This window comes from Pseudomonas sp. URMO17WK12:I7, from assembly GCF_003269045.1.
Classification (GTDB): Bacteria; Pseudomonadota; Gammaproteobacteria; order Pseudomonadales; family Pseudomonadaceae; genus Aquipseudomonas; species Aquipseudomonas putida_J.
The window spans coordinates 386,100-408,285 of record NZ_QLTL01000001.1; the positions used below are offsets into that span (position 1 = coordinate 386,100).

A 22,186-nucleotide genomic window follows, 5' to 3' on the forward strand; every position below is an offset into this window, starting at 1 on the left:
GCCTTGCAGGCCCGGTTACTCGATGGTCAGCACCCCGACCATACCGGCCTGGTAGTGCCCCGGTACATTGCAGGCGAACTCGATGGGTGCCGACTTGCGGAAGGTCCAGGTCAGCTCGGCGCGCTGGCCAGGCTGAACCAGCACGGTGTTGCCGGCATCGTGGCCATGGGCACCGTGGTCCATCGGTTTGGCAGGCGCATGGCCCATCTGCGAATGGTCCATGCCCTCATGCTGCATGGCGGCGTTGTACATCTTGCCCTGCATGGCGATCATTTCTTTCTGGTGCTCGGCATGCATGGCCTTGTCACCCAGGTTGAACTCATGGGGCAGCTTGCCTTCGTTGATGACCACGAAGCGCACGGTCTCGCCCGCCTTTACCTGCAGGCTGGTGGGCTCGAAGGCGATGTCCTTGAGCACCACTTCGACAGTGCGGCTGGCCTTGGCTGCCGGGGCCGGCTCGCCAAATGCAAAGGTTTTCGCCTCGCCTGCCAGGGTGGGCAGGCTGACCAGGGCCAGGGCGGCGGTGATGAACAGGTGTTTCATGATGACTCCGAAGATCACAGCGGGATGAGACCACTCTAGGAAGGTGCGGCTGGCGCTTGGCTGACAGGAAGATTACAACTTTGTCAGCTTGGGCGAGGCTCGAGTTAGTCACGTATCATTTCAGCCATCCCATCATCCCTGTGGGAGCGGGTTTACCCGCGAATGCTCTAGTGAACGCACCGACGCATTCGCGGGTAAACCCGCTCCTACAGGGAACCGCGTCAACCCTCTGATTGTGGATTGAGCATGAAACTGCTGATCGTCGAAGACCAGGCCCGCACCGGCCAGTACCTCAGCCAGGGCCTGAGCGAAGCTGGCTTCGCCACCGAGCTGGCCAGCGACGGCGAAACCGGCCAGTTCCTGGCCCTGACCGGCGACCACGACTTGCTGATCCTCGACGTGATGCTGCCCGGGCGTGACGGCTGGCAGATCCTGCAGGCCGTGCGCACTGCCGGGCTGGACACTCCGGTGCTGTTCCTCACCGCCCGCGACGCCGTCGAGGACCGCGTGCACGGCCTGGAACTGGGGGCCGATGATTACCTGGTCAAGCCGTTCGCCTTCTCCGAGCTGCTGGCCCGGGTGCGCAGCCTGCTGCGCCGCGGTGCCAGCCCCAACCAGGACACCACCTTGACCCTGGCCGACCTGCGCCTGGACCTGATCCGCCGCCGCGCCGAACGGGCCGGCACGCGCATCGACCTGACCGCCAAGGAGTTCGCCCTGCTCGAACTGCTGCTGCGTCGCCAGGGCGAGGTATTGCCCAAATCGCTGATTGCTTCGCAAGTGTGGGACATGAACTTCGACAGCGATACCAATGTCATCGAAGTGGCGGTGCGTCGCCTGCGCCTGAAGATCGACGACCCGCATCCGAACAAGCTGATCCACACCGTGCGCGGCATGGGCTACGTGCTCGAAGAGCGCCACGACTGATGCGCAGGCTTTCCCTCGGCACGCGCCTGGCCCTGTTGTTTGCCGCCTGTACCGCCGCCGTGTCGCTGGGCGCTGGGCTGCTGTTCAACCGTGCCAGCGAGCAGCATTTCGTCGAATTGGACCAGCAACTGCTGGAGTCGCGCCTTTCTCTGTTTCGCAGCCAGCTCGCCGGCCTGAAGAGCCCCGAGCAACTGCAAGCCCGCTTGCCAGCCCTGCGCAACGAACTGAGCCACCAGGCTGACCTGGCACTGCGCATTGATGGCCCCGACGGTGCGAACTGGTTCGCCAGCCGCGACGGCCTGCCTGGTACACCGCCGGCATCCGCGCTGACAACCCTGCACGCAGACGGCGTCGATTACCGCAGCCTGGCCGCAGCGCCAGACAACCACACCGCTGCGCGGCTGACGCTGTTTCTCGACATCACCCATCACCAGCACTTCCTGCAAGGCATGCAGCGCCTGATCTGGCTCACGGTCGGGCTGTCGGCCCTGGCCACTGCCTTGCTCGGCGCCTGGGCCGCGCGCAGCGGCCTGCGCCCCTTGCGCCAGATGGGCCGGGTGGCCGCCAGCGTGTCGGCGCGCTCACTGACCACGCGCCTGCCGGTGGCGCAGATGCCTGAAGAGCTGGCGGAACTGGCCACTACCGTCAACGCCATGCTGCAACGCCTGGACGACGCCTTCCAGCGCCTGTCGGCATTCTCCGCCGACATCGCCCACGAACTGCGCACGCCGCTGTCCAACCTGCTGACCCACACCCAGGTTACCCTCACCCGTCCGCGCAGCCTGGAGGAATACCGCGAGGCACTGCATGGCAACCTCGAGGAACTGCAGTGGATGGCGCAAATGATCAACGACATGCTGTTCCTGGCCAAGGCCGACCACGGCCTGCTGGTCCCGGGGCAGACGGCGCTGGCCTTGCACGATGAAGTGGATGCATTGCTGGAGTACTACGCGCCGCTGGCCGAGGACAATGAAGTGCAGCTGCTGCGCGAGGGCCAGGCGATGTTGCAGGGCGACCGGCATATGCTGCGCCGGGCCCTGTCGAACCTGCTCGACAATGCCCTGCGCTTCACGCCGGCAGGTGGGCAGATACGGGTGACGCTGGAGCCAGGCTTGCGGATTTGCGTGGCCAATACCGGGGCGGCAATTGAAGCGGCGGCACTACCGCGGCTGTTCGATCGTTTCTATCGGGTGGACCCGGCGCGGCGGGAAGGCAGCAGCGAGCATGCGGGGCTGGGGCTGGCGATTACCCGGTCGATCGTGCAGGCCCATGGAGGGAGCATTCGGGCGCAGAGCCAGGATGGCTGGACAAGGTTTGTAATCGAACTACCTGAAACTCGGTGAAATGGGGGCTGCTGCGCAGCCCTTTCGCGACACAAGGCCGCTCCCACAGGACTATCTCAATCCTGACGATATCGGTAATCCTGTAGGAGCGGCCTTGTGTCGCGAAAGGGGCGCAAAGCGCCCCCGGAATCTCAAACAAACATCAAACTGCCAGGCCTATCGCCGGCTGCACCTGCGACGCCCGATAAGCCGGGTAGATGGTCGCCAGGAAGCTCATCACCAGCCCCGCCGCGCAAATCATCAGCACATCCCCGCCTTGCAGTTCGGACGGCAAGCTGCTGATGAAGTACACATCTGAAGTGAAGATGTGTTGCCCGCTCACCCGCTCCAGCCAACCGACGATCTGGCTGACATTGAGCGCAGCGATCACCCCCAGCACACCGCCGATCAAGGTGCCGACAATGCCGATCAGGCTACCCTGGACCATGAACGTGCCCATGATCTGTGCCGGCGTGGCGCCCAGGGTACGCAGGATGGCAATGTCCGGCCCCTTGTCGTTCACCACCATCACCAATGTGGCGATGATGTTGAACGCCGCCACCGCGATGATCATCAGCAGCAACAGGCCAATCATGGTCTTTTCCATCTTCATCGCGCTGAACAGGCTGCCCTGGGTGTGCGACCAGTCGTCGGCGCGATAGCCATCGCCCAGGCCGGCCGCGATGGCCTTGGATACCTGCGGCGCGGCGTACAGGTCATGCAGCTTAAGGCGCACGCCCTGCACCCGGCCTGGTGCCCAGCGCTGCATTTCACCGGCGTCGGCGACGTGCATGTAGGCCTGCGAGCCATCCAGCTCGGCGCCGACCTTGAAGATGCCGACCACGGTCAGGCGCTGCATGCGCGGGGTGATGCCACCGGGTTCCTTGCTGATTTCCGGCACGATCAGGGTCAGCTTGTCGCCGGTATTGAGACGGAAGCGGCGCGCGGTGAGCTCGCCGATGACCACGCCATATTCACCTGGCTGCAGGTCCTGCAGGCGGCCCTGAACGATATGCTGGCCAACGATGGACACCTTGCCCTCTTCGGCCGGGTCGATGCCGCTGACCTGGATCGGCTGCATTGCGCCTTTGTACGAGAGCATGCCTTCCATCTCGGTGATCGGCGCCGCGGCCATCACTGCCGGATTCTGCAACGCAGCGTCGGCGGCCTTGTGCCAGTCGTCCAGCGGCTGCACGCCAAGGATCGAGGCATGGGGGACCAGGCCGAGAATGCGTGAGCTCATTTCGCGCTGGAAGCCGTTCATCACCGACAGCACCACGATCATCGCCAGCACGCCCAGCGACAGGCCGATCATCGAGGTCATCGAGATGAACGAGATGAAGTGGTTGCGGCGCTTGGCCCGGGTGTAGCGCGCGCCAATGAAGATGGGCAAGGGTCTGAACATGTAGGAAACACCCAATTAAAACGGGAAAACGGGGCGACGCTGCCACCCCGTGCACTCGCTCAGATCGCCACCAGGTGGCCGTCGTCGAGCTTCAATACGCGGTCCATCTGGCGCGCCAGGTTGAGGTCGTGGGTCACCACCAGGAAGGCGGTGCGCGACGCACTGGACAACTCCTGCATCAGTTCCTGGATGCCTTGGGCGGTATGGTGGTCGAGGTTGCCGGTCGGCTCGTCGAGCATCACCAGGCCGGGGCGGTTGACCAGAGCCCGGGCGATTGCCACACGCTGGCGCTCGCCGCCGGACAACTCAGCCGGCTTGTGGTGCAGGCGATGGCTCAGGCCAACCCGCTTGAGCAGTGCCTCGGCACGCTCACGGGCCTCCGGGATGGCGGTGCGGCCGATCAGCAGCGGCATGCACACGTTCTCCATCGCGGTGAACTCTGGCAGCAGGTGGTGGAACTGGTAAACGAAGCCCAGCTCGCGGTTGCGCAGCAGGCCGCGGGCACGCTCGCCAAGGGCCGACAGCTCCTCGCCGGCCAGCCACACGCTGCCCTGGGTCGGGCGGTCGAGGCCACCGAGCAGGTTGAGCAAGGTACTTTTACCAGAGCCGGAGCTACCGACGATGGCCACGCGCTCACCGGCGTGCAGCTCCAGGTTGAGCCCGGACAGCACCTGCACCGACTCCGGGCCCTCGTCGTAGGACTTGCCCAGGTTGCGGCAACTCAGAACGGCTTTATCACTCATGCGCGACTCACTCATAACGTAGCGCCTCTGCAGGCTGGGTGCGGGCCGCACGCCAGGCCGGGTACAGGGTGGCGAAGAAACTCAGGACCAGCGCCGCACCGCAGACCATGTACACGTCCTGGGCCTGGATCTGCGACGGCAGGTAATCGATGAAATACACGTCGGCGTTGAGGAACTTGTGCCCGATCAGCTTCTCGATGCCGGCGATCACCGCACTGACGTTCAGCGCAGCGACGATCCCGACCACGGCGCCGATCAGCGTGCCGATTACCCCGATCACCGTGCCCTGGACCATGAAGATCAGCATGATCTGCCCGGGCGTGGCGCCCAGGGTACGGAGGATGGCGATGTCACCGCGCTTGTCGTTGACCACCATCACCAGGGTAGAAATGATATTGAACGCCGCCACCGCCACGATCAGCAGCAACAGCAGGCCGATCATGGCCTTCTCCATGCGGATTGCCTGGTACAGGTTGCCGTGGGTACGGGTCCAGTCGCGGCTGTAGTATTCCTGGTCGCCCAGCTGCTGGGCGATGCTCCAGGCCACTCGCGGCGCCTGGAACAAGTCGTCGAACTTCAGGCGCAGGCCCTGCACCTGGTCCGGCTTCCAGCGGTGCAGGCGGGACAGGTCGGTGATGTTGGTCAGGCCCAGGTAGCCGTCGATCTCGCCGGCGCCAACGTGGAAGGTGCCGACCACGGTGAAGCGCTTCATGCGCGGGAACATGCCGGCCGGGGTCACGCTGACCTCGGGGGCGACGAAGGTCAGCTTGTCGCCGATGGTCACGCCCAGCTTGGCTGCGGCCTTGTCGCCGATCATGATGCCCCACTCGCCCGGCGCCAGCTTGTCGAGGCTGCCCTGCTGGATGAAGTTGTCGATGATCGACACCTCGCGCTCGCGCGCCGGGTCGATGCCGTTGAGCAACACCTTCTGCACCTTGCCGTCATGGGTCAGCAGGCCCTGCATCTGCGTGTACGGGGCGACCGCCAGCACCTGCGGATTCTGCTTTACTTGTTGGGCAAGGGCAGACCAGTCGTTGATCGGCTGGCCGCTCTCCAGCGTGGCGTGAGGGATCATGCCCAGCACGCGGGTACGCATCTCGTGGTCGAAACCGTTCATGACCGAGAGCACCACGATCATCACCACCACGCCCAGGGCGAGGCCGATCATCGAAGTCAGGGAAATGAACGAGACGAAGTGGTTACGGCGCTTGGCACGGGTGTAACGCGTACCGATGAATGCGAAAAGAGGTCTGAACATGTCGGGGCTTGTTCGGATGAAAGGGAACGTCCTTGTGGCGAGGCGCCTACGGCGGCTTTACACTCGGACCACCGCCGCAACCATGGGTTCGCCATGACGACATTAGACGAAGAAGATCGCCGCGAATACTACCGCATCGAAGATCGGATCGCACTGGAAATCAGCCCCCTCAGCGCGGCCGAAGCCCTTGAGGCAGAACTGTTGCAGGATGATTCACCGCTGTTCAACCTGCTCAGCGAGCTGCACCTGTCCGACTTCGAGTCGCAGCACCTGCTGCGCCAGCTGAGTGAGAAAGACCGCACCCTGGCAGCCTTCCTGCGGGCGCAGAACAAACGCCTCGACCTGCTCAGCGCCGTGGTCGCGCAAACCCTGCTCGGTGAAATCGGCCAGCCACAGCGGGTGATCATCTCCGAAGGTGGCATCGAATTCGCGCAACGCCAGCAGATCGCCCCAGGCACCCGGGTGAAGGTGAAGATGGTGCTGATGCCACGCGCCCACGGCCTGCTGCTGCGCGGCAAGGTCACCCACTGCGACCCGCGCCCGGGCGGCGAATTCGAGGTCGGCACGGAATTCACCGACATGACCGATGCCCAACGGCAACTGCTGGCCCGTTACATCCTGCAACGCCAACAGCAGCAACGGCGCCAGCAGCTGGAACAAGACGGCCCCGCCTCCTGAGCCCTACCACCCTGATTTGAAGGAACGAATGTGACCCTGATCTATGGCCACCGCGGCGCCAAGGGCGAAGCCCCCGAAAATACCCTGAAGAGTTTTCAGCAGTGCCTGTCCCACGGCGTGAACCGCTGCGAACTGGACCTGCACCTGTCGGCCGACAACGAGCTGATGGTGATCCACGACCCTACCCTCAAGCGCACCACCGGCCGGCGCGGCAAGGTGGTCGAGCACCCGGCCGCCGACCTGATCCGCATTGATGCCCGCAAGGGCGGCCCCGGGCACGTGCAGCCCTGCCCCATTCCGAAGCTGGAAGAACTGTTCGAGAAGTGCGCCTTCGAGCATTGGCAGCTGGAAGTCAAGAGCGCCTCGCGCACCCGTGCCGCCACCACTGTGCTGGCGATTCGCGAACTGGCGCAACAGTACGGCCTGCTGGACAAAGTGACCATCACTTCGAGCTCACGCGAAGTGCTGGGCGCTGCCCTGGAGCTGGTACCGGATGTGAAGCGTGGGCTGGTTGCCGAATACGCCTGGCTCGACCCGTTGAAGGTCGCGCAGAACTACGACTGCGAGCTGCTGGCGTTGAACTGGACACTGTGCACCCCCGAGCGCCTGCTCAAGGCGCAGGGCCAGGGGTTGCATGTGTCGGTGTGGACGGTCAACGAACCGGCACTGATGCGCCGGCTCGCTGACTTTGGCGTGGACAGCCTGATTACAGACTTTCCCGGTTTGGCCAAGACCACCCTCGGGTAGGGCTGAAATCGGTCTCCCCGACCGGCTCAGGCCACCGGCCGGAGCCGCTTAAAAAAGCCGGTTCAGGCCGTCGTAGGCAGCTACCCGATAGGCTTCGGCCATGGTCGGGTAGTTGAACGTGGTGTTGACGAAGTACTTCAGATTGTTCTGCTCGCCCGGCTGGCTCATGATCGCCTGGCCGATGTGAACGATTTCCGAAGCCTGGTAGCCGAAGCAGTGCACGCCGAGGATTTCCAGGGTTTCGCGGTGGAACAGGATCTTCAGCATGCCCTGTGGCTCGCCAGCGATCTGCGCGCGCGCCATGCTCTTGAAGAACGCCTTGCCCACTTCGTACGGCACCTTGGCCTGGGTCAGCTCCTGCTCGTTCTTGCCGATCGAGCTGATCTCCGGAATGGTGTAGATGCCGGTCGGCACATCGTTGACGAAGCGCCAGCTGCCGTTGTCGACGATGCTGCCAGCGGCCGAACGGCCCTGGTCATGGGCGGCACTGGCCAGGCTCGGCCAGCCGATCACGTCACCGGCACCGTAGATGTTCGGCACGGTCGTGCGGTAGGCCTCGTCGACCTCGATCTGGCCACGGCTGTTGACCTTGATGCCGATATTTTCCAGGCCCAGCTTGTCGGTGTTGCCGGTACGGCCGTTACACCACAGCAAGGCGTCGGCCTTGATCTTCTTGCCCGACTTCAGGTGCAGGATCACACCATTGTCCAGGCCCTCGACCCGCTCGTACTCCTCGTTGTGGCGTACGGTGATGTTGTTGTTGCTGAAGTGGTAGCTCAGCGCCTGGGAAATTTCCGAATCCAGGAAGCTCAGCAGCTGGCCGCGGTTGTCGACCAGTTCCACCAGCACGCCCAGGCCGCTGAAGATCGAGGCGTACTCACAACCGATAACGCCAGCGCCGTAGACGATCAGTTTGCGCGGGGTGTGGCTGAGGCTGAGGATGGTGTCGCTGTCGTAGACGCGCGGGTGGTGGAAGTCGATGTCGGCCGGGCGGTAAGGGCGCGAGCCGGTGGCGATGATGATGTGCTTGGCATTGAGTTTTTCGACCACGCCATTGGGGCAGACCACTTCGACGGTCTGCTCGTCGGCGAAGCTGCCGGTGCCGACGAACACATCGACGCGGTTACGGGCGTAGTAGCCGGTACGCGAGGCGACCTGCTTGGCGATGACCTTCTCGGCACTCTTGAGCACGTCCGGGAAGGAGAACCAGCGCGGCTCGCCGATGGCACGGAACATCGGGTTGGTGTTGAACTGCATGATCTGCCGCACCGAATGACGCAGCGCCTTGGACGGGATGGTGCCCAGGTGAGTGCAGTTGCCGCCGACCTGACGGCGGCTGTCGACCATTGCCACCTTGCGCCCCGCTTTGGCGGCGTTCATTGCCGCGCCTTCACCGGCCGGGCCGGAACCCAGCACCACTACGTCGTAGTTGTAGACAGCCATGCGTACTCCTTCAGAACTGGCCCGGGGTTACGGTTACCCGCGGGACTCGATCATGCCGCCGGGGCGCCATGAGAAAATTCGGGTGCAGTCTAATCAAGCGTGAACGCCGCGCACATTAACCCTTGGTCGCGTCGTAGGCCAATTTTGCCTGCACTACATGTCATTCACCGATCCCTGGAGGCGATCATCCCTGCCAACGCTTTCAATCGCCTTTCACCGCCCGTTCGAATGCGGGGGTAGCTCGGGAGACGAAGCCAGCCTCGGCCCGAGTCACCAAAACCGCAGCCAGATCATGGGCCACGGCGAAATCCCAGCCGCGCTCCGGCCCCAGGATCAGCAACAAGGTCGAATAACCATCAGCCTGCAGCGCAGAGGCATCGAGCACGGTGACCGCGGCCAGGTCGTGGTCGACCGGGCGCCCCAGGCGGGCATCGAAGGTATGTGAATAGCGCCGGCCATTCTCCTCGAAATAGTGGCGATAGTCACCCGAGGTCGATACCCCCAGGCCATTGACCGGGATGATCTGGCGGGCGATCTGGCGGTCTTCGCGGGGCAGCTCCAAGGCGATGCGCCAGGGGCTGCCGTCGGGCTTGCGGCCTACGGCCTTGAGCTCGCCGGTGGCTTCAGCGACAAAACTGGCCACCTCCATGGCGCGCAGGCGTTCGGCGATCAGGTCGACCGCGTGGCCGGCAGCGATGCTGTTGAAGTCCAGTTGCACTGGGGCATCCTTGCACAGCGCCTGGCCGTCGATGCGCAGGTGGCGGTAGCCGACGCGCTGGCGAGCCTGGGCCAGCGCCTGTGGGTCGGGCACCTGCTCGTGACGGGCCTGCGGGCCGAAGCCCCAGAGGTCAAGCAGGGGCTCGACGGTAAGGTCGTAGGCGCCATCGCTGAGTGCGGCCAGGTGCTGGCCGAAGGCGACCAGTTCGAGCATATCGGGCGGCAAGGCCATGCACTGGTTGGGGGGCAGCCGGTTGAACTGGCTGACAGTGGAGTCGCCGCGGTAGGTCGAGTAATGCTGATCGATGCCGTTGAGAAGGGTCTCGACCGCCGCCTGGACCTGGGCCGGTGCCGGGCCGCCGGGTTCGCGGACGTACTGGACACTGTAGCTGCTGCCCATGGTCGGGCCGCCCAGGCGTTCCAAGGTCGGGCCTTGGTTGCAGGCAGTGAGAAGCATCAGGATGATCAGTAAGGCTGTGCGCAATCGGGATTTCTCGGTTCTGCATGCCTGCACAGTCATTGTAGTGCGCGGCCTTGCCGGGGCGCCGGACCGGTCGGAAATCGGCGCGCAGCGGCCCCAGGGTTTGAGTGTGACATCCGAAATGCCGGGGCTGCTGCGCAGCCCGGCCGCGCCTACAATGACCGCGCCAGCACGGAAAATGCCAGGCAAAAAAAACGGGAACCCGAAGGTTCCCGTTTTTTCATGCGCTTACAAGCGGATCAGCGTGGAAACGCTGGCGGGTTCACACCCGACATCTCTTCCATCACGCGAACCACCTGGCAGCTGTAGCCGAATTCGTTGTCGTACCAGACGTACAGAACAACGCGGTTGTCGTTGGCAATGGTCGCCTCGGCATCCACCACACCGGCGTGGCGGGAACCTACGAAGTCGGTCGAAACCACTTCCTGCGAGCTGACGTAGTCGATCTGCTTGTGCAGCTCCGAGTGCATGGCGGTCTGGCGCAGGTACTCGTTGATTTCGTCACGGCTGGTCGGCTTCTCAAGGTTCAGGTTGAGAATGGCCATCGAAACGTTCGGCGTCGGAACGCGAATGGCGTTACCGGTCAGCTTGCCTTTCAGCACTGGCAGCGCCTTGGCGGCAGCAGTGGCGGCGCCGGTTTCGGTGATGACCATGTTCAGCGGCGCGGCACGACCACGGCGGCTGCCCTTGTGGAAGTTGTCGATCAGGTTCTGGTCGTTGGTGAACGAGTGAACGGTCTCGACGTGACCATTGACGATGCCGTACTGGTCGTTGATGGCCTTGAGCACCGGCACGATGGCGTTGGTGGTGCAGGAAGCTGCCGAGATGATCTTGTCATCGGCAGTGATGTCACCGTGGTTGATGCCGTGCACGATGTTCTTCAGCGCGCCCTTGCCAGGTGCGGTGAGGATCACGCGGGCAGCGCCCGGGCAGGCCAGGTGCTGGCCCAGGCCGTCGGCGTCACGCCATACGCCGGTGTTGTCGACGATCAGCGCGTTGTCGATGCCGTACTGGGTGTAGTCGACTTCACTCGGGCTCTTGGCGTAGATGATCTGGATCAGGTTGCCGTTGGCGGTGAGGGTGTTGTTGGCTTCGTCGATGGTGATGGTGCCATCGAACGGGCCATGCACCGAGTCACGGCGCAGCAGGCTGGCACGCTTGACCAGGTCGTTCTCGGCGCCTTTGCGCACGACGATGGCGCGCAGGCGCAGGCCGTCGCCACCACCGGTCTTCTCGATCAGGATGCGCGCCAGCAGGCGGCCGATGCGGCCGAAGCCGTACAGGACGACATCGGTACCCTTGCGGGCCGAAGCGTTCTGCTGGCCAACCACGTCGGCCAGCTCTTCACGGACGAACTGCTCGGCAGTGCGGCCGTTGCCTTCCTGCTTGAACTTGTTTGCCAGCTTGCCCAGGTCGACCGAAGCGGCGCCCAGTTTCAGCTCGCTCATGGCTTTGAGCAGGGGGAATGTCTCGTGTACGGACAGTTCGGTCTCGTCGGACTGACGGTGACGCGCAAAGCGGTGGGCTTTGAGGATCGAGATAACCGAACGGTTGATCAGGCTACGGCCATAAATCGAGCTCACCACATTGTTGTTGCGGTAGAGCTGACCGATAAGCGGGATCATCGCTTCAGCCAGAGCTTCACGATCGATCCACTCACCAAGACACTGGTCGGGCTTCTGAGTCACGGGAACCTTCCACATGTAGGGACAGAAAAAAGGGGCTACATTATGACGCCCCTGCGCGTAACCGGCAATGAGCGCCTGTCGCCGATGGCAAAGCCCGCTGTTCATGGCCTGTCGAGCCTGACAGCAGGCACTGTCACCGGTACAATCGACGTCTTTGCCGCAACGCTTGGAGTGCAATCTCCCGTGTCAGTTCTGCGCCTTCCGCAAATGTCGGCCACGGCCGGCAAACAAACCTGGGGCAACCTGCCCGGTGCCGCCCTCAGCCTGGCCATCGCCGAGGCTGCCAGCAGCGCAGGCCGCTTCACCCTGCTGCTGACCGCCGACAGCCAGGCGGCCGATCGTCTGGAACAGGAGCTTCGCTTCTTTGCCCCGGACCTGCCGGTGCTGCCGTTTCCCGATTGGGAAACCCTGCCCTACGACCTGTTCTCGCCGCACCAGGACATCATTTCCCAGCGCATCGCCAGCCTCTACCGGCTGCCGGAGCTGAGCCATGGCATTCTTGTGGTGCCGATCACCACTGCCCTGCACCGCCTGGCACCGACGCGCTTCCTGCTCGGCAGCAGCCTGGTGCTTGACGTGGGCCAGACCATCGACGTCGAGCAGATGCGCACGCGCCTGGAAGCCACAGGCTACCGCTGCGTCGACACGGTCTACGAGCATGGTGAATTCGCCGTGCGCGGCGCACTGATCGACCTGTTCCCGATGGGCAGCAAGCTGCCTTATCGCATCGACCTGTTCGATGACGAGATCGAAACCCTGCGCACCTTCGACCCGGAGACCCAGCGTTCGATCGACAAGGTCGACTCGATCCGCCTGCTGCCGGCGCGCGAGTTCCCCATGCAGAAGGAAGAGGTGACCCGCTTCAAGGCGCGCTTCCGCGAGCGTTTCGATGTCGACTTCCGCCGCAGCGCGATCTTCCAGGACCTGGCCAGCGGCATCATCCCCGCTGGCATCGAGTACTACCTGCCGCTGTTCTTCGAAGAAACCTCGACCCTGTTCGACTACCTGCCCGCCAACACCCAGGTGTTCTCGCTGCCAGGTGTCGAACACGCTGCCGAGCACTTCTGGAACGACGTGCGCGGGCGCTATGAAGAGCGCCGTGGCGACCTGACCCGCCCATTGCTGCCGCCAGCCGAACTGTTCCTGCCCGTGGAAGACTGCTTCGCCCAGCTCAAGCAATGGCCACGGGTGGTGGTCAGCGCCGACGAAATAGAAGCCGGCGCCGGTCGTGAGCGCTTCCCCGCACGTGCCCTGCCCAACCTGGCCATCGAAGCCAAGGCCAATCAGCCGCTGGCAGCGCTGGCCGAATTCCTCGACCAGTTCAGCGGCCGCGTGCTGTTCACCGCCGAATCGGCGGGCCGCCGCGAGGTGCTGCTGGAGCTGCTCGAACGCCTCAAGCTGCGCCCGCAGACGGTCGACAGCTGGGCTGACTTCATCACCGGCCGCGAACGCCTGGCGATCACCATCGCCCCGCTGGACGACGGCCTGCTGCTGGACGACCCGGCCATCGCCCTGGTTGCCGAGAGCCCGCTGTTCGGCCAGCGCGTGATGCAGCGCCGGCGCCGTGAAAAACGCGGCGAGGCAGCCAACGACGCGGTCATCAAGAACCTCACCGAGCTGCGTGAAGGCGCGCCGGTGGTGCATATCGACCATGGCGTGGGCCGCTACCTGGGCCTGGCCACCCTGGAAATCGAAGGCCAGGCTGCCGAGTTCCTCACCCTGGAATACGCCGAAGGCGCCAAGCTCTATGTGCCAGTGGCCAACCTGCACCTGATCGCCCGCTACACCGGCAGCGATGACGCCCTGGCGCCACTGCACCGGCTGGGCTCCGAAGCCTGGCAGAAAGCCAAGCGCAAGGCCGCCGAACAGGTCCGCGACGTGGCGGCCGAGTTGCTCGACATCTATGCCCGGCGCGCGGCGCGCAAGGGCTATGCCTTTGCCGACCCGGCTGCCGATTACGCCACCTTCAGCGCAGGCTTCCCGTTCGAGGAAACACCTGACCAACAAGCGGCCATCGAGGCGGTGCGAGTCGACATGCTGGCGCCCAAGCCAATGGACCGCCTGGTATGCGGCGACGTCGGCTTCGGCAAGACCGAAGTGGCCATGCGCGCTGCCTTCATCGCCGTGCACAGCGGCCGCCAGGTGGCAGTGCTGGTACCGACCACCCTGCTCGCCCAACAGCACTACAACAGCTTCCGCGACCGCTTCGCCGAATGGCCGGTGAAGGTCGAGGTGATGAGCCGCTTCAAGTCGGCCAAGGAAGTGGCCGCCGCCGCCGCGGACCTTGCCGAAGGCAAAATCGACATCCTCATCGGCACCCACAAGCTGCTGCAGGATGACGTGCGCTTCAAGGACCTGGGCCTGGCGATCATCGACGAGGAACACCGCTTTGGCGTGCGCCAGAAGGAGCAGCTCAAAGCCTTGCGCAGCGAAGTGGACATCCTCACCCTGACCGCTACGCCAATCCCGCGCACGCTGAACATGGCGGTGGCGGGCATGCGCGACCTGTCGATCATTGCCACCCCACCGGCGCGTCGCCTGTCGGTGCGCACCTTCGTCATGGAGCAGAACAAGAGCACGGTCAAGGAAGCACTGCTGCGTGAGCTGTTGCGCGGCGGCCAGGTGTACTACCTGCACAACGACGTGAAAACCATCGAGAAGTGCGCCGCAGAACTGGCCGAACTGGTCCCGGAAGCGCGTATCGGCATCGGCCACGGGCAGATGCGCGAGCGCGAACTGGAACAGGTGATGAGCGACTTCTACCACAAGCGCTTCAACGTACTGATCGCCTCGACCATCATCGAGACCGGCATCGACGTGCCAAGTGCCAACACCATCGTCATCGAGCGCGCCGACAAGTTCGGCCTGGCCCAGTTGCACCAGTTGCGTGGCCGTGTCGGGCGCAGCCACCACCAGGCATACGCCTACCTGTTGACACCGCAGCGGCAGAAGATCAGCGCTGACGCCGAAAAACGCCTGGAAGCCATCGCCAACACCCAGGACCTGGGGGCCGGCTTCGTGCTGGCCACCAATGACCTGGAGATCCGCGGTGCCGGCGAGCTGCTCGGCGAAGGCCAGAGCGGGCAGATCCAGGCCGTAGGCTTCACCCTGTACATGGAAATGCTCGAGCGCGCGGTCAAGGCTATCCGCAAAGGTACCCAGCCTAACCTCGAGCAGCCGCTGGGCGGCGGCCCGGAGATCAACCTGCGCCTGCCGGCACTGATCCCCGAGGACTACCTGCCCGACGTCCACGCGCGCCTGATCCTCTACAAGCGCATCGCCTCGGCGGCCGATGAAGAAGGCCTCAAGGACCTGCAAGTAGAGATGATCGATCGCTTCGGCCTGCTGCCCGAGCCGACCAAGAACCTGATGCGCCTGACCCAGCTCAAGCTGCAGGCAGAAACGCTCGGCATCAAGAAAGTCGACGCCGGCCCCAACGGCGGCAAGCTCGAATTCGAGGCCGAGACCCCAGTCGACCCACTGACCCTGATCAAGCTGATCCAGGGCCAGCCCAAACGTTACAAGTTCGAAGGCGCAACGCAGTTCCGTTTCCTGGTACCGATGGAACGCCCCGAAGAACGCTTCAATACCCTGGAGGCGCTGTTCGAGCGCCTGACCCCACAGCCTGCCTAAGGAAGATCCATGCGTGCCATCCGTTGCCTGACCCTGCTGCTCGCGCTGTTCGCGCCAGCCGCCTTCGCCGAAGGTATGTATCAGGTAGAAATGCTTCTGGTGCGGCAGAACAGCGTGCCCGCCTTCACCAGCCCGTTCGCCCCGGAAGACTGGAGCGCGGGCGCCCCACGCCTGGACAAAAACGCCGAACGCCCACTGGCGCTGCAGGACGAGGCCACCCGGCTGGAGGCCACCGCCGACTACACCGTGCTGCTGCACAAGGCCTGGCAGCAACCGGTCGGCAGCGAGCCGAGCCTCATCGCGCTGGGTTCAGGTGCAGAGCAATTCGGGCACTTCCCGATCGAAGGCAACCTGAGCATCACCGAAGGTCGCTTCATCGCCGTGGCCGCCAACTTCTGGGTCAACCAGCTCGACAGCAACGGCAACGTTCTGCAAAGCGAGCAGTTCAAGCAGAGCAACAGCAACATGAAAAGCGGCCAACTGACCTTCCTCGATGGCGGCCACCTGGCACTGCTGCTCAAGGTCACCGCACCGGGCACCCCGAAGATGCCAGTGATGGACCCGGAGATGATGGAGCAGTGATGTGAGCGACAGCGATGCGCGGCAACTGCTGAGGGCTCACCCAGGCTGGGTCGAGCATATCCAGAGCGGTGCACTGAACCGTGGACGCGACTACGCCAGGCAAGGGCGCACGCAAGTCCTGTCGATCCATGACAAGCACATCGAAGCCACCTGCCTCGGCTCGTCCGGTGAGCACTACCAACAGGAAATCCAGTTGGTAGTGGCCGGCAGCGAACTGCGGGTGTTCGGGCGCTGCAGCTGCCCGGTTGGCCACAATTGCAAGCATTGCGTCGCCGTGTTGCTGAATGTGCAGCATGGCGAAGGCAGGGCCGAGGCGCCGAGTGCGCAAAACGACGCCCTTTCACCAGCGCTTGATCAATGGGTCGAAAGCCTTCAAGCCACTGGCCAGCCTCCCGCAGATCCCGGGCCGGCGCGCAAAGGCCCGGCCTTGCATTATCAGGTTCATGCAGGCCAACAGCATTGCACGCTGGAGGCGGTCAAAGGCACGCGCCAAGCTGACGGAACATTGAAGTTCGGCAAGATCACTTCGATGCCTGAACTGATCTATTACCCGCCCCGCTACGTGACAGATAACGACGCCCGCCTGCTGCGCCTGATTGATGCCAGCAGCCGGGCAATGCGCCCGGTCGTGGATCTGCAAGGCAAACAAGGTGCAGAAATACTCGGCTTCGCACTGGCGACCGGGCGCCTGCACGTCGAAGCCGACCCTGAGCCTTTGATCGAAGGGCCGGAGCTGCAAGGCGAGTTCCGCTGGCTCAGGCTGGAGGACGGCAGCTACCGTGGCGCCTGGTTCCATGGCGATCACTCGCAACTGCTGACATTGCCCTTGGAGCCGATGCATTACATCAACCGTGCCACCCATCAACTGGGCAAGCTACGCCATGACCTGGACCCTTTCATCGCCAGTCAGCTCGCACGCGCGCCCGTCGTTCCGGAACATCTGGTCGTACCCTTGAGCCACCGCTTGAACGCCTTGAACCGCCAAGTCCCCACACCCACTTCAGTCAGCACTGAACACATCGATGACACGCAACCCAAAGGGCACCTGACACTGGGCAGCCTGGAATTCAGCGCCTACATGCCCAAGACCGGCCGCATGCAGCGCCAGATGCAGCATCGTGCCGCGCTGTCGTTTGACTACGACGGGATGCGTGCCACTGGCAATGACGACAAGCCCCTGGCCCGCCTGGTTGGCAGCACCAGCCAGCGTATCTGCCGCCAGCCCCTGGCCGAACAGGCACTGCGCAATGTGCTGCGCGACCTCGGTTTCAAGCCCGCCACCCGGCAGAGCAAGGCCCTGCCCGACAGCGCCGGCGATATGCTCCAGCTGCCCGACGACGAGGCCTGGCTGCGCTTCGCCCGGGATGGTCTGCCACGCTTGCGCGAAGCCGGGTGGGACATCGACATTCACCGCGACTTCGCCTTCAACCTGCAAGAGGTGGACGACTGGTACGCCAGCATTGACGAAGCCCCCGGGCATGAATGGTTCGACCTGGAGCTGGGCATCGTGGTCGGAGGCCAGCGCCACAGCCTGCTGCCGATCGTGCTGCAACTGCTGCGCAGCAACCCTGAATTGCTGCGCCCCAGCGAGCTTGCGCGGCGCAGCGATGACGAGCACCTGCTGATCGACCTCAACCGCGGCAGGCTCGACAGCCCGGCGCTGCGCGTCGCCCTGCCCTACGGCCGCATCAAGGCGGTGATGGGCACCCTCGGCGAGCTCTACCTGCACGAGGACGTGGTTGGCCCTACCCTGCGCATGGACCGTGCCGACGCCGCGCGCCTGAACGACATCGAGCACCTGCCGCTGCACTGGGAGGGCGGCGCCCACGTGCGCGACCTCGGCCGGCGCCTGCGCGATGCCCGCGACCTGCAGGTCGAAGTGCCGAGCGGGCTCAACGCCACCCTGCGCCCTTACCAGCAGCAAGGCCTGAACTGGCTGCAGGCCCTGCGCGAAATGGGCACCGGCGGCATCCTTGGCGATGACATGGGCCTGGGCAAGACCCTGCAGGCCCTGGCCCACCTGCTGCTGGAAAAACAATCCGGCCGCCTGACCGGCCCGGCACTGGCGGTGATGCCCACCAGCCTGGTGCCCAACTGGCTCGACGAAGCCCAACGCTTCGCCCCCGGCCTGCGCGTGCTGGCCCTGCACGGCCCGGGCCGCAGCAAGCACTTTGCCAAGCTGCACGAATACGACCTGGTGCTCACCACCTATGCCCTGGTACCGCGCGACCTGGAGCACCTGCGCGCGCAAACCTGGCATGTGCTGGTGCTGGACGAGGCACAGAACATCAAGAGCAGCACCAGCAAGGCCGCCCTCGCCGTTTGCGAACTGCAGGCCAATCAACGCCTGTGCCTGACCGGCACGCCGATGGAAAACAACCTGGGCGAGCTGTGGTCGATCTTCCACTTTCTCATGCCTGGCTGGCTGGGAGACGTGAAACGCTTCAACCAGGATTACCGTACCCCGATCGAACGCCACGCCGACAGCGAGCGCCTGGCCCACCTGGTCAGCCGGGTGCGCCCGTTCCTGCTGCGCCGCACCAAGGAACAGGTTGCCACCGAGCTGCCGGCCAAGACCGAAATGGTGCACTGGGTCGAACTCAGCGATGCCCAGCGCGATACCTACGAAGCGGTACGGGTGGCCATGGACAAGAAGGTCCGCGACGAAATCGCCCGCAATGGCGCGGCGCGCAGCCAGATCGTGATCCTCGACGCCCTGCTCAAGCTGCGCCAGGTGTGCTGCGACCTGCGCCTGGTCAAAGGGGTCGAGACCAAAGGCAACCAGGCCGACAAGGGCAAGCTCGGCGCGCTGCTGGAGATGCTCGAAGAGCTGCTCAGCGAGGGGCGCCGGGTCCTGCTGTTCTCTCAGTTCACCTCGATGCTGGCGCTGATCGAGCAGGAGCTGGAAAAACGCAAGATCCGCTACAGCCTGCTCACCGGCGACACCCGCGACCGGCGCACGCCGGTGCAACAGTTTCAGCAGGGCGACAGCGAGGTGTTCCTGATCAGCCTCAAGGCTGGCGGTGTAGGGCTGAACCTGACGGCGGCCGACACCGTTATCCACTTCGACCCGTGGTGGAACCCGGCCAGCGAGAACCAGGCAACCGACCGCGCCTACCGGATTGGCCAGGACAAGCCAGTATTCGTGTTCAAGCTGATTACCCGGGGCACGGTAGAAGAGAAGATTCAGGCATTGCAGCAGGAGAAAGCCGCGCTGGCAGCAAGCCTGCTTGATGGCGGGCAGGCGGGGCAGTGGCGGCTTGGCGATGAAGAAATCGATGCGCTGTTTGCCCCCTTGCCTGGCAAGCGGGGGCGGTGATTGCATCGGGTGTATGGCTTTAGAGTTTGACGCCTGTGATATCGAGCGCCGCCCGCGCGGCGCATCGCGGATAAATCCGCTCCTACATTTGTTGCAACGTGGCCATGCCTGACAGGCCATGGTTGTCAGCCGGTCTGCACGGCTCAAGACATGCGCCAAGGCTGGCAACCATGGCCTGTCAGGTTCGGCCACGTTGAAACAAATGTAGGAGCGGATTTATCCGCGATGCGCCGCGCGGGCGGCGCTCGATGTCAGCAGCCCCAGATAACTCAACCCCTACGCTTCGGCTCAATCAACCAACTGTGCTTCTTTCAACGCCCCCAGGGCCTCCAGCCAACGCGGCTGCTGCCGGTAATCCGTCCTGGCAAAGCCACGCCCACGCATCCGCGCAATCCGCGGCGAAGGCTTGACCTTCAAGCGCTGCGCCGCAGTCAGCGCCAGCTCCGCCGCAGCCCGGTCATTGCACACCAGGCCCATGTCGCAACCGGCACTCAGCGCAGCCTCGATGCGATTGGCAGCATCGCCGACCACATGCGCACCAGCCATGGACAGGTCGTCACTGAAGATCACCCCATCGAAGCCCAGTTCGCCACGCAGGATGTCCTGCAGCCAGCGCCGTGAGAACCCGGCCGGCTGGTTGTCGACCTGCGGGTAGATGACATGCGCCGGCATCACCGCCGCCAGCTGCCCGCTCAGACGGGAGAATGGCACCAGGTCCGCCTGGCGAAGTTGCTCGAGACTGCGCTCGTCGGTAGGAATCGCCACATGCGAGTCCGCTTCGGCCCAGCCGTGCCCCGGGAAGTGCTTGCCGCAGGCCGCCATGCCCGCAGCATTCATGCCCCGGATAAAGGCCCCGGCCAACTGCGTGGCGCGCTGCGGGTCGCCCTCGAAGGCGCGGCTGCCTACCACCGCGCTGCGCTGGTGATCGAGGTCGAGCACCGGAGCGAAGCTGAGGTCCAGGCCGACTGCCAGCACTTCGCTAGCCATCAGCCAGCCGCACTGCTCCGCCAAGTACTCGGCATTGGCATTGTCGGCAATGGCGCGCATCGCCGGCAGGCGCACGAAGCCCTGGCGCAGGCGCTGCACCCGCCCGCCCTCCTGGTCGACTGCAAGGATCAAGTCGGGGCGGATGGCCCGGATCGAGGCGCACAGCTCGCGCACCTGGCGCGGGCTGTCGATGTTGCGGGCAAAAATGATCAGGCCGGCCACTTCCGGCTGACGCAGGAGCTGGCGATCCTCGGCAGTCAGCCATTTACCGGCGATATCCACCATCAGGGAGCCTTGCAGGCTGGCGGTCATAGGCAATCCTTCATTGCAGATTCAGTGAAGCCCACTGGGGGCAAGCGGCCTCGTCGATGCGCACCGGGCAATGAGCCGGAACACGCTCGAACAGGACAAGCAGATCGGTGTTACGCAAACGTATGCAGCCATGGGACAGCGGCACGCCCAAGGGTTCCGTGTCGGGCGTGCCGTGCAGGTAGATGAAACGGCGAAAGGTGTCAACGCCACCCAGGCGATTGATGCCCGGCTCGCAGCCGCTGAGCCACAGGATACGGGAGAGGATCCAGTCACGCCCAGGGTGCTGCGCATGCAGCGCGGGCGACCACACCTCGCCCGTCCAGCGCCGGCCTTGCAGCACGGCATTCATCGGCAAGCCAGCGCCAATCCGCGCACGCACCTGGTGCAGCCCACGTGGCGTGCAACCCGAGCCGTTGCGCTCACCTGCGCCATTGCGAGCGGTGGATACCGCGAAACGCACGCACAAATGCCCCCGGGCAAAGCCGTAGAGGCGCTGGCCGGCAAGGGAGATGTGCAGGAAATCGAGGTCAGGCATGGGCGCTAGCTTAGCCGAAGCGCCTTGCCCCGCCCAGCCTTCAGGCCTTGGCGGTGGCGCTACCGGCCTTGCTGCGCGGGCGCAGCTGGGCGCTGGCCATGGCGTTATCGGTGACGCCGCTGTCGGCGCGCATGCCGGCGGCCAGGAACGGCACCATCAGGCGCATGACCTGCTCGATCGAGGTGTTGATACCGAAATCCGTCTCGGCAATGGCGCGCAGCGCCTTGATGCCGGACATGCTGAACGCCGCAGCACCCAGCATGAAGTGCACGCGCCAGAACAGCTCCAGCGGCGGAATGCGCGGTGCGGCTTCATTGACCAGCAGCATGTAGCGGCGGAACACCTTGCCGTACATGTCCTCGAGATAGCGCCGCAGGTGGCCCTGGCTCTGGCTGAAGGCCAGGCCCAACAGGCGCATGAAGATCGACAGGTCGTTGTTGCTGCGCGGCTGCACGACCAACGCCTGCTCCACCAGCATTTCCAACAGCTCTTCGAGGCTGGGCTTTTGCTCGGGCTTGGCCTGACGCCGTTCCAGCTCACGTTCGAGGCTTGCGCAGAACGGCCCGAGGAAGCGCGAAAAGACCGCCTGGATCAGGGCCTTCTTCGAACCGAAATGATAGTTGACCGCTGCGAGGTTGACCCCGGCCTTGCTGGTAATCAGCCGCAATGAGGTTTCCGCAAAGCCTCTTTCCGCGAACAGCTGCTCGGCAGCATCGAGAATGCGTTCAACGGTTTCAGATTGGGCCATCACAACTCCGCCAGACAGAGACAAACAGGTGTTTGAAACATACGTTTCAGGCCTGCATCTGTCAAGGCTCGGTGACTGGGCGGTCGCCATTTAAAAGGGGCTAGCTGGAAGCTGCAAG

Annotated in this window: 17 protein-coding genes; 7 read left to right on the forward strand and 10 right to left on the reverse strand. The window is 64.2% G+C overall.

All coding sequences use genetic code 11. The features are described from left to right. Positions 1-15: 15 nt before the first annotated feature. Positions 16-543, reverse strand: coding sequence for a cupredoxin domain-containing protein (locus H040_RS01955; RefSeq protein WP_027919576.1), 528 nt, complete (start codon positions 541-543; stop codon positions 16-18). Positions 544-789: 246 nt separating this feature from the next. Here H040_RS01955 and cinR point away from each other — a divergent pair, with 246 nt between their 5' ends. Together cinR and H040_RS01965 are read left to right on the forward strand one after the other, a co-directional pair. Continuing rightward, on the forward strand, positions 790-1,470 hold the full coding sequence (gene cinR / locus H040_RS01960; protein WP_027919575.1) for a two-component system response regulator CinR: 681 nt from the start codon (positions 790-792) through the stop codon (positions 1,468-1,470). Continuing rightward, a complete protein-coding gene (locus H040_RS01965) occupies positions 1,470-2,813 on the forward strand; it encodes a heavy metal sensor histidine kinase (protein ID WP_177326709.1) in 1,344 nt (447 codons plus the stop codon). The genes cinR and H040_RS01965 overlap by 1 nt, the downstream gene beginning before the upstream one ends. 142 nt (positions 2,814-2,955) lie before the next feature. Here H040_RS01965 and H040_RS01970 read toward each other — a convergent pair whose 3' ends face one another. The 3 genes from H040_RS01970 to H040_RS01980 are packed head-to-tail and all read right to left on the reverse strand — an operon-like array spanning position 2,956 to position 6,198. Next, positions 2,956-4,197, reverse strand: a complete 1,242-nt coding sequence (locus H040_RS01970; protein ID WP_027919573.1) for a lipoprotein-releasing ABC transporter permease subunit — start codon at positions 4,195-4,197, stop codon at positions 2,956-2,958. Between the two features lie 59 nt (positions 4,198-4,256). Then, positions 4,257-4,940, reverse strand: coding sequence for a lipoprotein-releasing ABC transporter ATP-binding protein LolD (gene lolD / locus H040_RS01975; RefSeq protein ID WP_177326708.1), 684 nt, complete (start codon positions 4,938-4,940; stop codon positions 4,257-4,259). Positions 4,941-4,947: 7 nt separating this feature from the next. Next, positions 4,948-6,198, reverse strand: a complete 1,251-nt coding sequence (locus tag H040_RS01980; RefSeq protein WP_027919571.1) for a lipoprotein-releasing ABC transporter permease subunit — start codon at positions 6,196-6,198, stop codon at positions 4,948-4,950. Between the two features lie 93 nt (positions 6,199-6,291). On the opposite strand from H040_RS01980, the gene H040_RS01985 reads away from it, so the two are divergent. Both H040_RS01985 and H040_RS01990 read left to right on the forward strand, forming a co-directional pair. Further along, complete coding sequence (locus tag H040_RS01985) at positions 6,292-6,876, forward strand: PilZ domain-containing protein (RefSeq protein WP_027919570.1); 585 nt, start codon at positions 6,292-6,294, stop codon at positions 6,874-6,876. 30 nt (positions 6,877-6,906) lie between these two features. Then, positions 6,907-7,623: a glycerophosphodiester phosphodiesterase gene (locus H040_RS01990; protein ID WP_027919569.1), complete on the forward strand. Its 717-nt coding sequence runs from the start codon at positions 6,907-6,909 to the stop codon at positions 7,621-7,623. A 48-nt stretch (positions 7,624-7,671) separates the two neighbouring features. Here the strand turns inward: H040_RS01990 and sthA are convergent, their stop codons facing one another. The 3 genes from sthA to H040_RS02005 form a co-directional block, all read right to left on the reverse strand. Further along, positions 7,672-9,066: a Si-specific NAD(P)(+) transhydrogenase gene (gene sthA, locus H040_RS01995; protein WP_027919568.1), complete on the reverse strand. Its 1,395-nt coding sequence runs from the start codon at positions 9,064-9,066 to the stop codon at positions 7,672-7,674. Between the two features lie 202 nt (positions 9,067-9,268). Then, a complete protein-coding gene (locus H040_RS02000) occupies positions 9,269-10,267 on the reverse strand; it encodes an FAD:protein FMN transferase (protein WP_027919567.1) in 999 nt (332 codons plus the stop codon). Positions 10,268-10,503: 236 nt separating this feature from the next. Continuing rightward, complete coding sequence (locus H040_RS02005; RefSeq protein ID WP_027919566.1) at positions 10,504-11,967, reverse strand: glyceraldehyde-3-phosphate dehydrogenase; 1,464 nt, start codon at positions 11,965-11,967, stop codon at positions 10,504-10,506. Between the two features lie 168 nt (positions 11,968-12,135). Between H040_RS02005 and mfd the strand changes: the two genes are divergently transcribed. Genes mfd through H040_RS02020 form a run of 3 tightly spaced genes read left to right on the forward strand, consistent with a single transcriptional unit; the run spans position 12,136 to position 19,486 of the window. Then, positions 12,136-15,585, forward strand: a complete 3,450-nt coding sequence (gene mfd / locus H040_RS02010) for a transcription-repair coupling factor (protein ID WP_027919565.1) — start codon at positions 12,136-12,138, stop codon at positions 15,583-15,585. A 9-nt stretch (positions 15,586-15,594) separates the two neighbouring features. Further along, positions 15,595-16,167 carry a CsiV family protein gene (locus H040_RS02015; RefSeq protein WP_027919564.1) on the forward strand — a complete coding sequence of 191 codons (573 nt, stop codon included), beginning with the start codon at positions 15,595-15,597 and terminating at the stop codon, positions 16,165-16,167. Between the two features lies 1 nt (position 16,168). Further along, positions 16,169-19,486 carry a DEAD/DEAH box helicase gene (locus H040_RS02020; protein ID WP_081784311.1) on the forward strand — a complete coding sequence of 1,106 codons (3,318 nt, stop codon included), beginning with the start codon at positions 16,169-16,171 and terminating at the stop codon, positions 19,484-19,486. Between the two features lie 288 nt (positions 19,487-19,774). Here the strand turns inward: H040_RS02020 and nagZ are convergent, their stop codons facing one another. The 3 genes from nagZ to H040_RS02035 are packed head-to-tail and all read right to left on the reverse strand — an operon-like array spanning position 19,775 to position 22,068. After that, positions 19,775-20,773, reverse strand: a complete 999-nt coding sequence (nagZ, locus tag H040_RS02025) for a beta-N-acetylhexosaminidase (RefSeq protein WP_177326715.1) — start codon at positions 20,771-20,773, stop codon at positions 19,775-19,777. 22 nt (positions 20,774-20,795) lie between these two features. Next, positions 20,796-21,320 carry a L,D-transpeptidase gene (locus H040_RS02030; RefSeq protein ID WP_027919561.1) on the reverse strand — a complete coding sequence of 175 codons (525 nt, stop codon included), beginning with the start codon at positions 21,318-21,320 and terminating at the stop codon, positions 20,796-20,798. Positions 21,321-21,360: 40 nt separating this feature from the next. Further along, positions 21,361-22,068 carry a TetR/AcrR family transcriptional regulator gene (locus H040_RS02035; RefSeq protein ID WP_027919560.1) on the reverse strand — a complete coding sequence of 236 codons (708 nt, stop codon included), beginning with the start codon at positions 22,066-22,068 and terminating at the stop codon, positions 21,361-21,363. Positions 22,069-22,186 lie beyond the last annotated feature (118 nt).

Bases quoted from the DNA above. Each gene is read 5' to 3' on its own strand.
- H040_RS01955 (WP_027919576.1), bottom strand. From the start codon at position 543: ATGAAACACCTGTTCATCACCGCCGCCCTGGCCCTGGTCAGCCTGCCC.
- H040_RS02030 (WP_027919561.1), bottom strand. From the start codon at position 21,320: ATGCCTGACCTCGATTTCCTGCACATCTCCCTTGCCGGCCAGCGCCTC.
- cinR (WP_027919575.1), top strand. From the start codon at position 790: ATGAAACTGCTGATCGTCGAAGACCAGGCCCGCACCGGCCAGTACCTC.
- H040_RS02005 (WP_027919566.1), bottom strand. From the start codon at position 11,967: ATGTGGAAGGTTCCCGTGACTCAGAAGCCCGACCAGTGTCTTGGTGAG.
- sthA (WP_027919568.1), bottom strand. From the start codon at position 9,066: ATGGCTGTCTACAACTACGACGTAGTGGTGCTGGGTTCCGGCCCGGCC.
- H040_RS01970 (WP_027919573.1), bottom strand. From the start codon at position 4,197: ATGTTCAGACCCTTGCCCATCTTCATTGGCGCGCGCTACACCCGGGCC.
- H040_RS01980 (WP_027919571.1), bottom strand. From the start codon at position 6,198: ATGTTCAGACCTCTTTTCGCATTCATCGGTACGCGTTACACCCGTGCC.
- H040_RS02015 (WP_027919564.1), top strand. From the start codon at position 15,595: ATGCGTGCCATCCGTTGCCTGACCCTGCTGCTCGCGCTGTTCGCGCCA.
- lolD (WP_177326708.1), bottom strand. From the start codon at position 4,940: ATGAGTGATAAAGCCGTTCTGAGTTGCCGCAACCTGGGCAAGTCCTAC.
- H040_RS01985 (WP_027919570.1), top strand. From the start codon at position 6,292: ATGACGACATTAGACGAAGAAGATCGCCGCGAATACTACCGCATCGAA.
- H040_RS02035 (WP_027919560.1), bottom strand. From the start codon at position 22,068: ATGGCCCAATCTGAAACCGTTGAACGCATTCTCGATGCTGCCGAGCAG.
- H040_RS01965 (WP_177326709.1), top strand. From the start codon at position 1,470: ATGCGCAGGCTTTCCCTCGGCACGCGCCTGGCCCTGTTGTTTGCCGCC.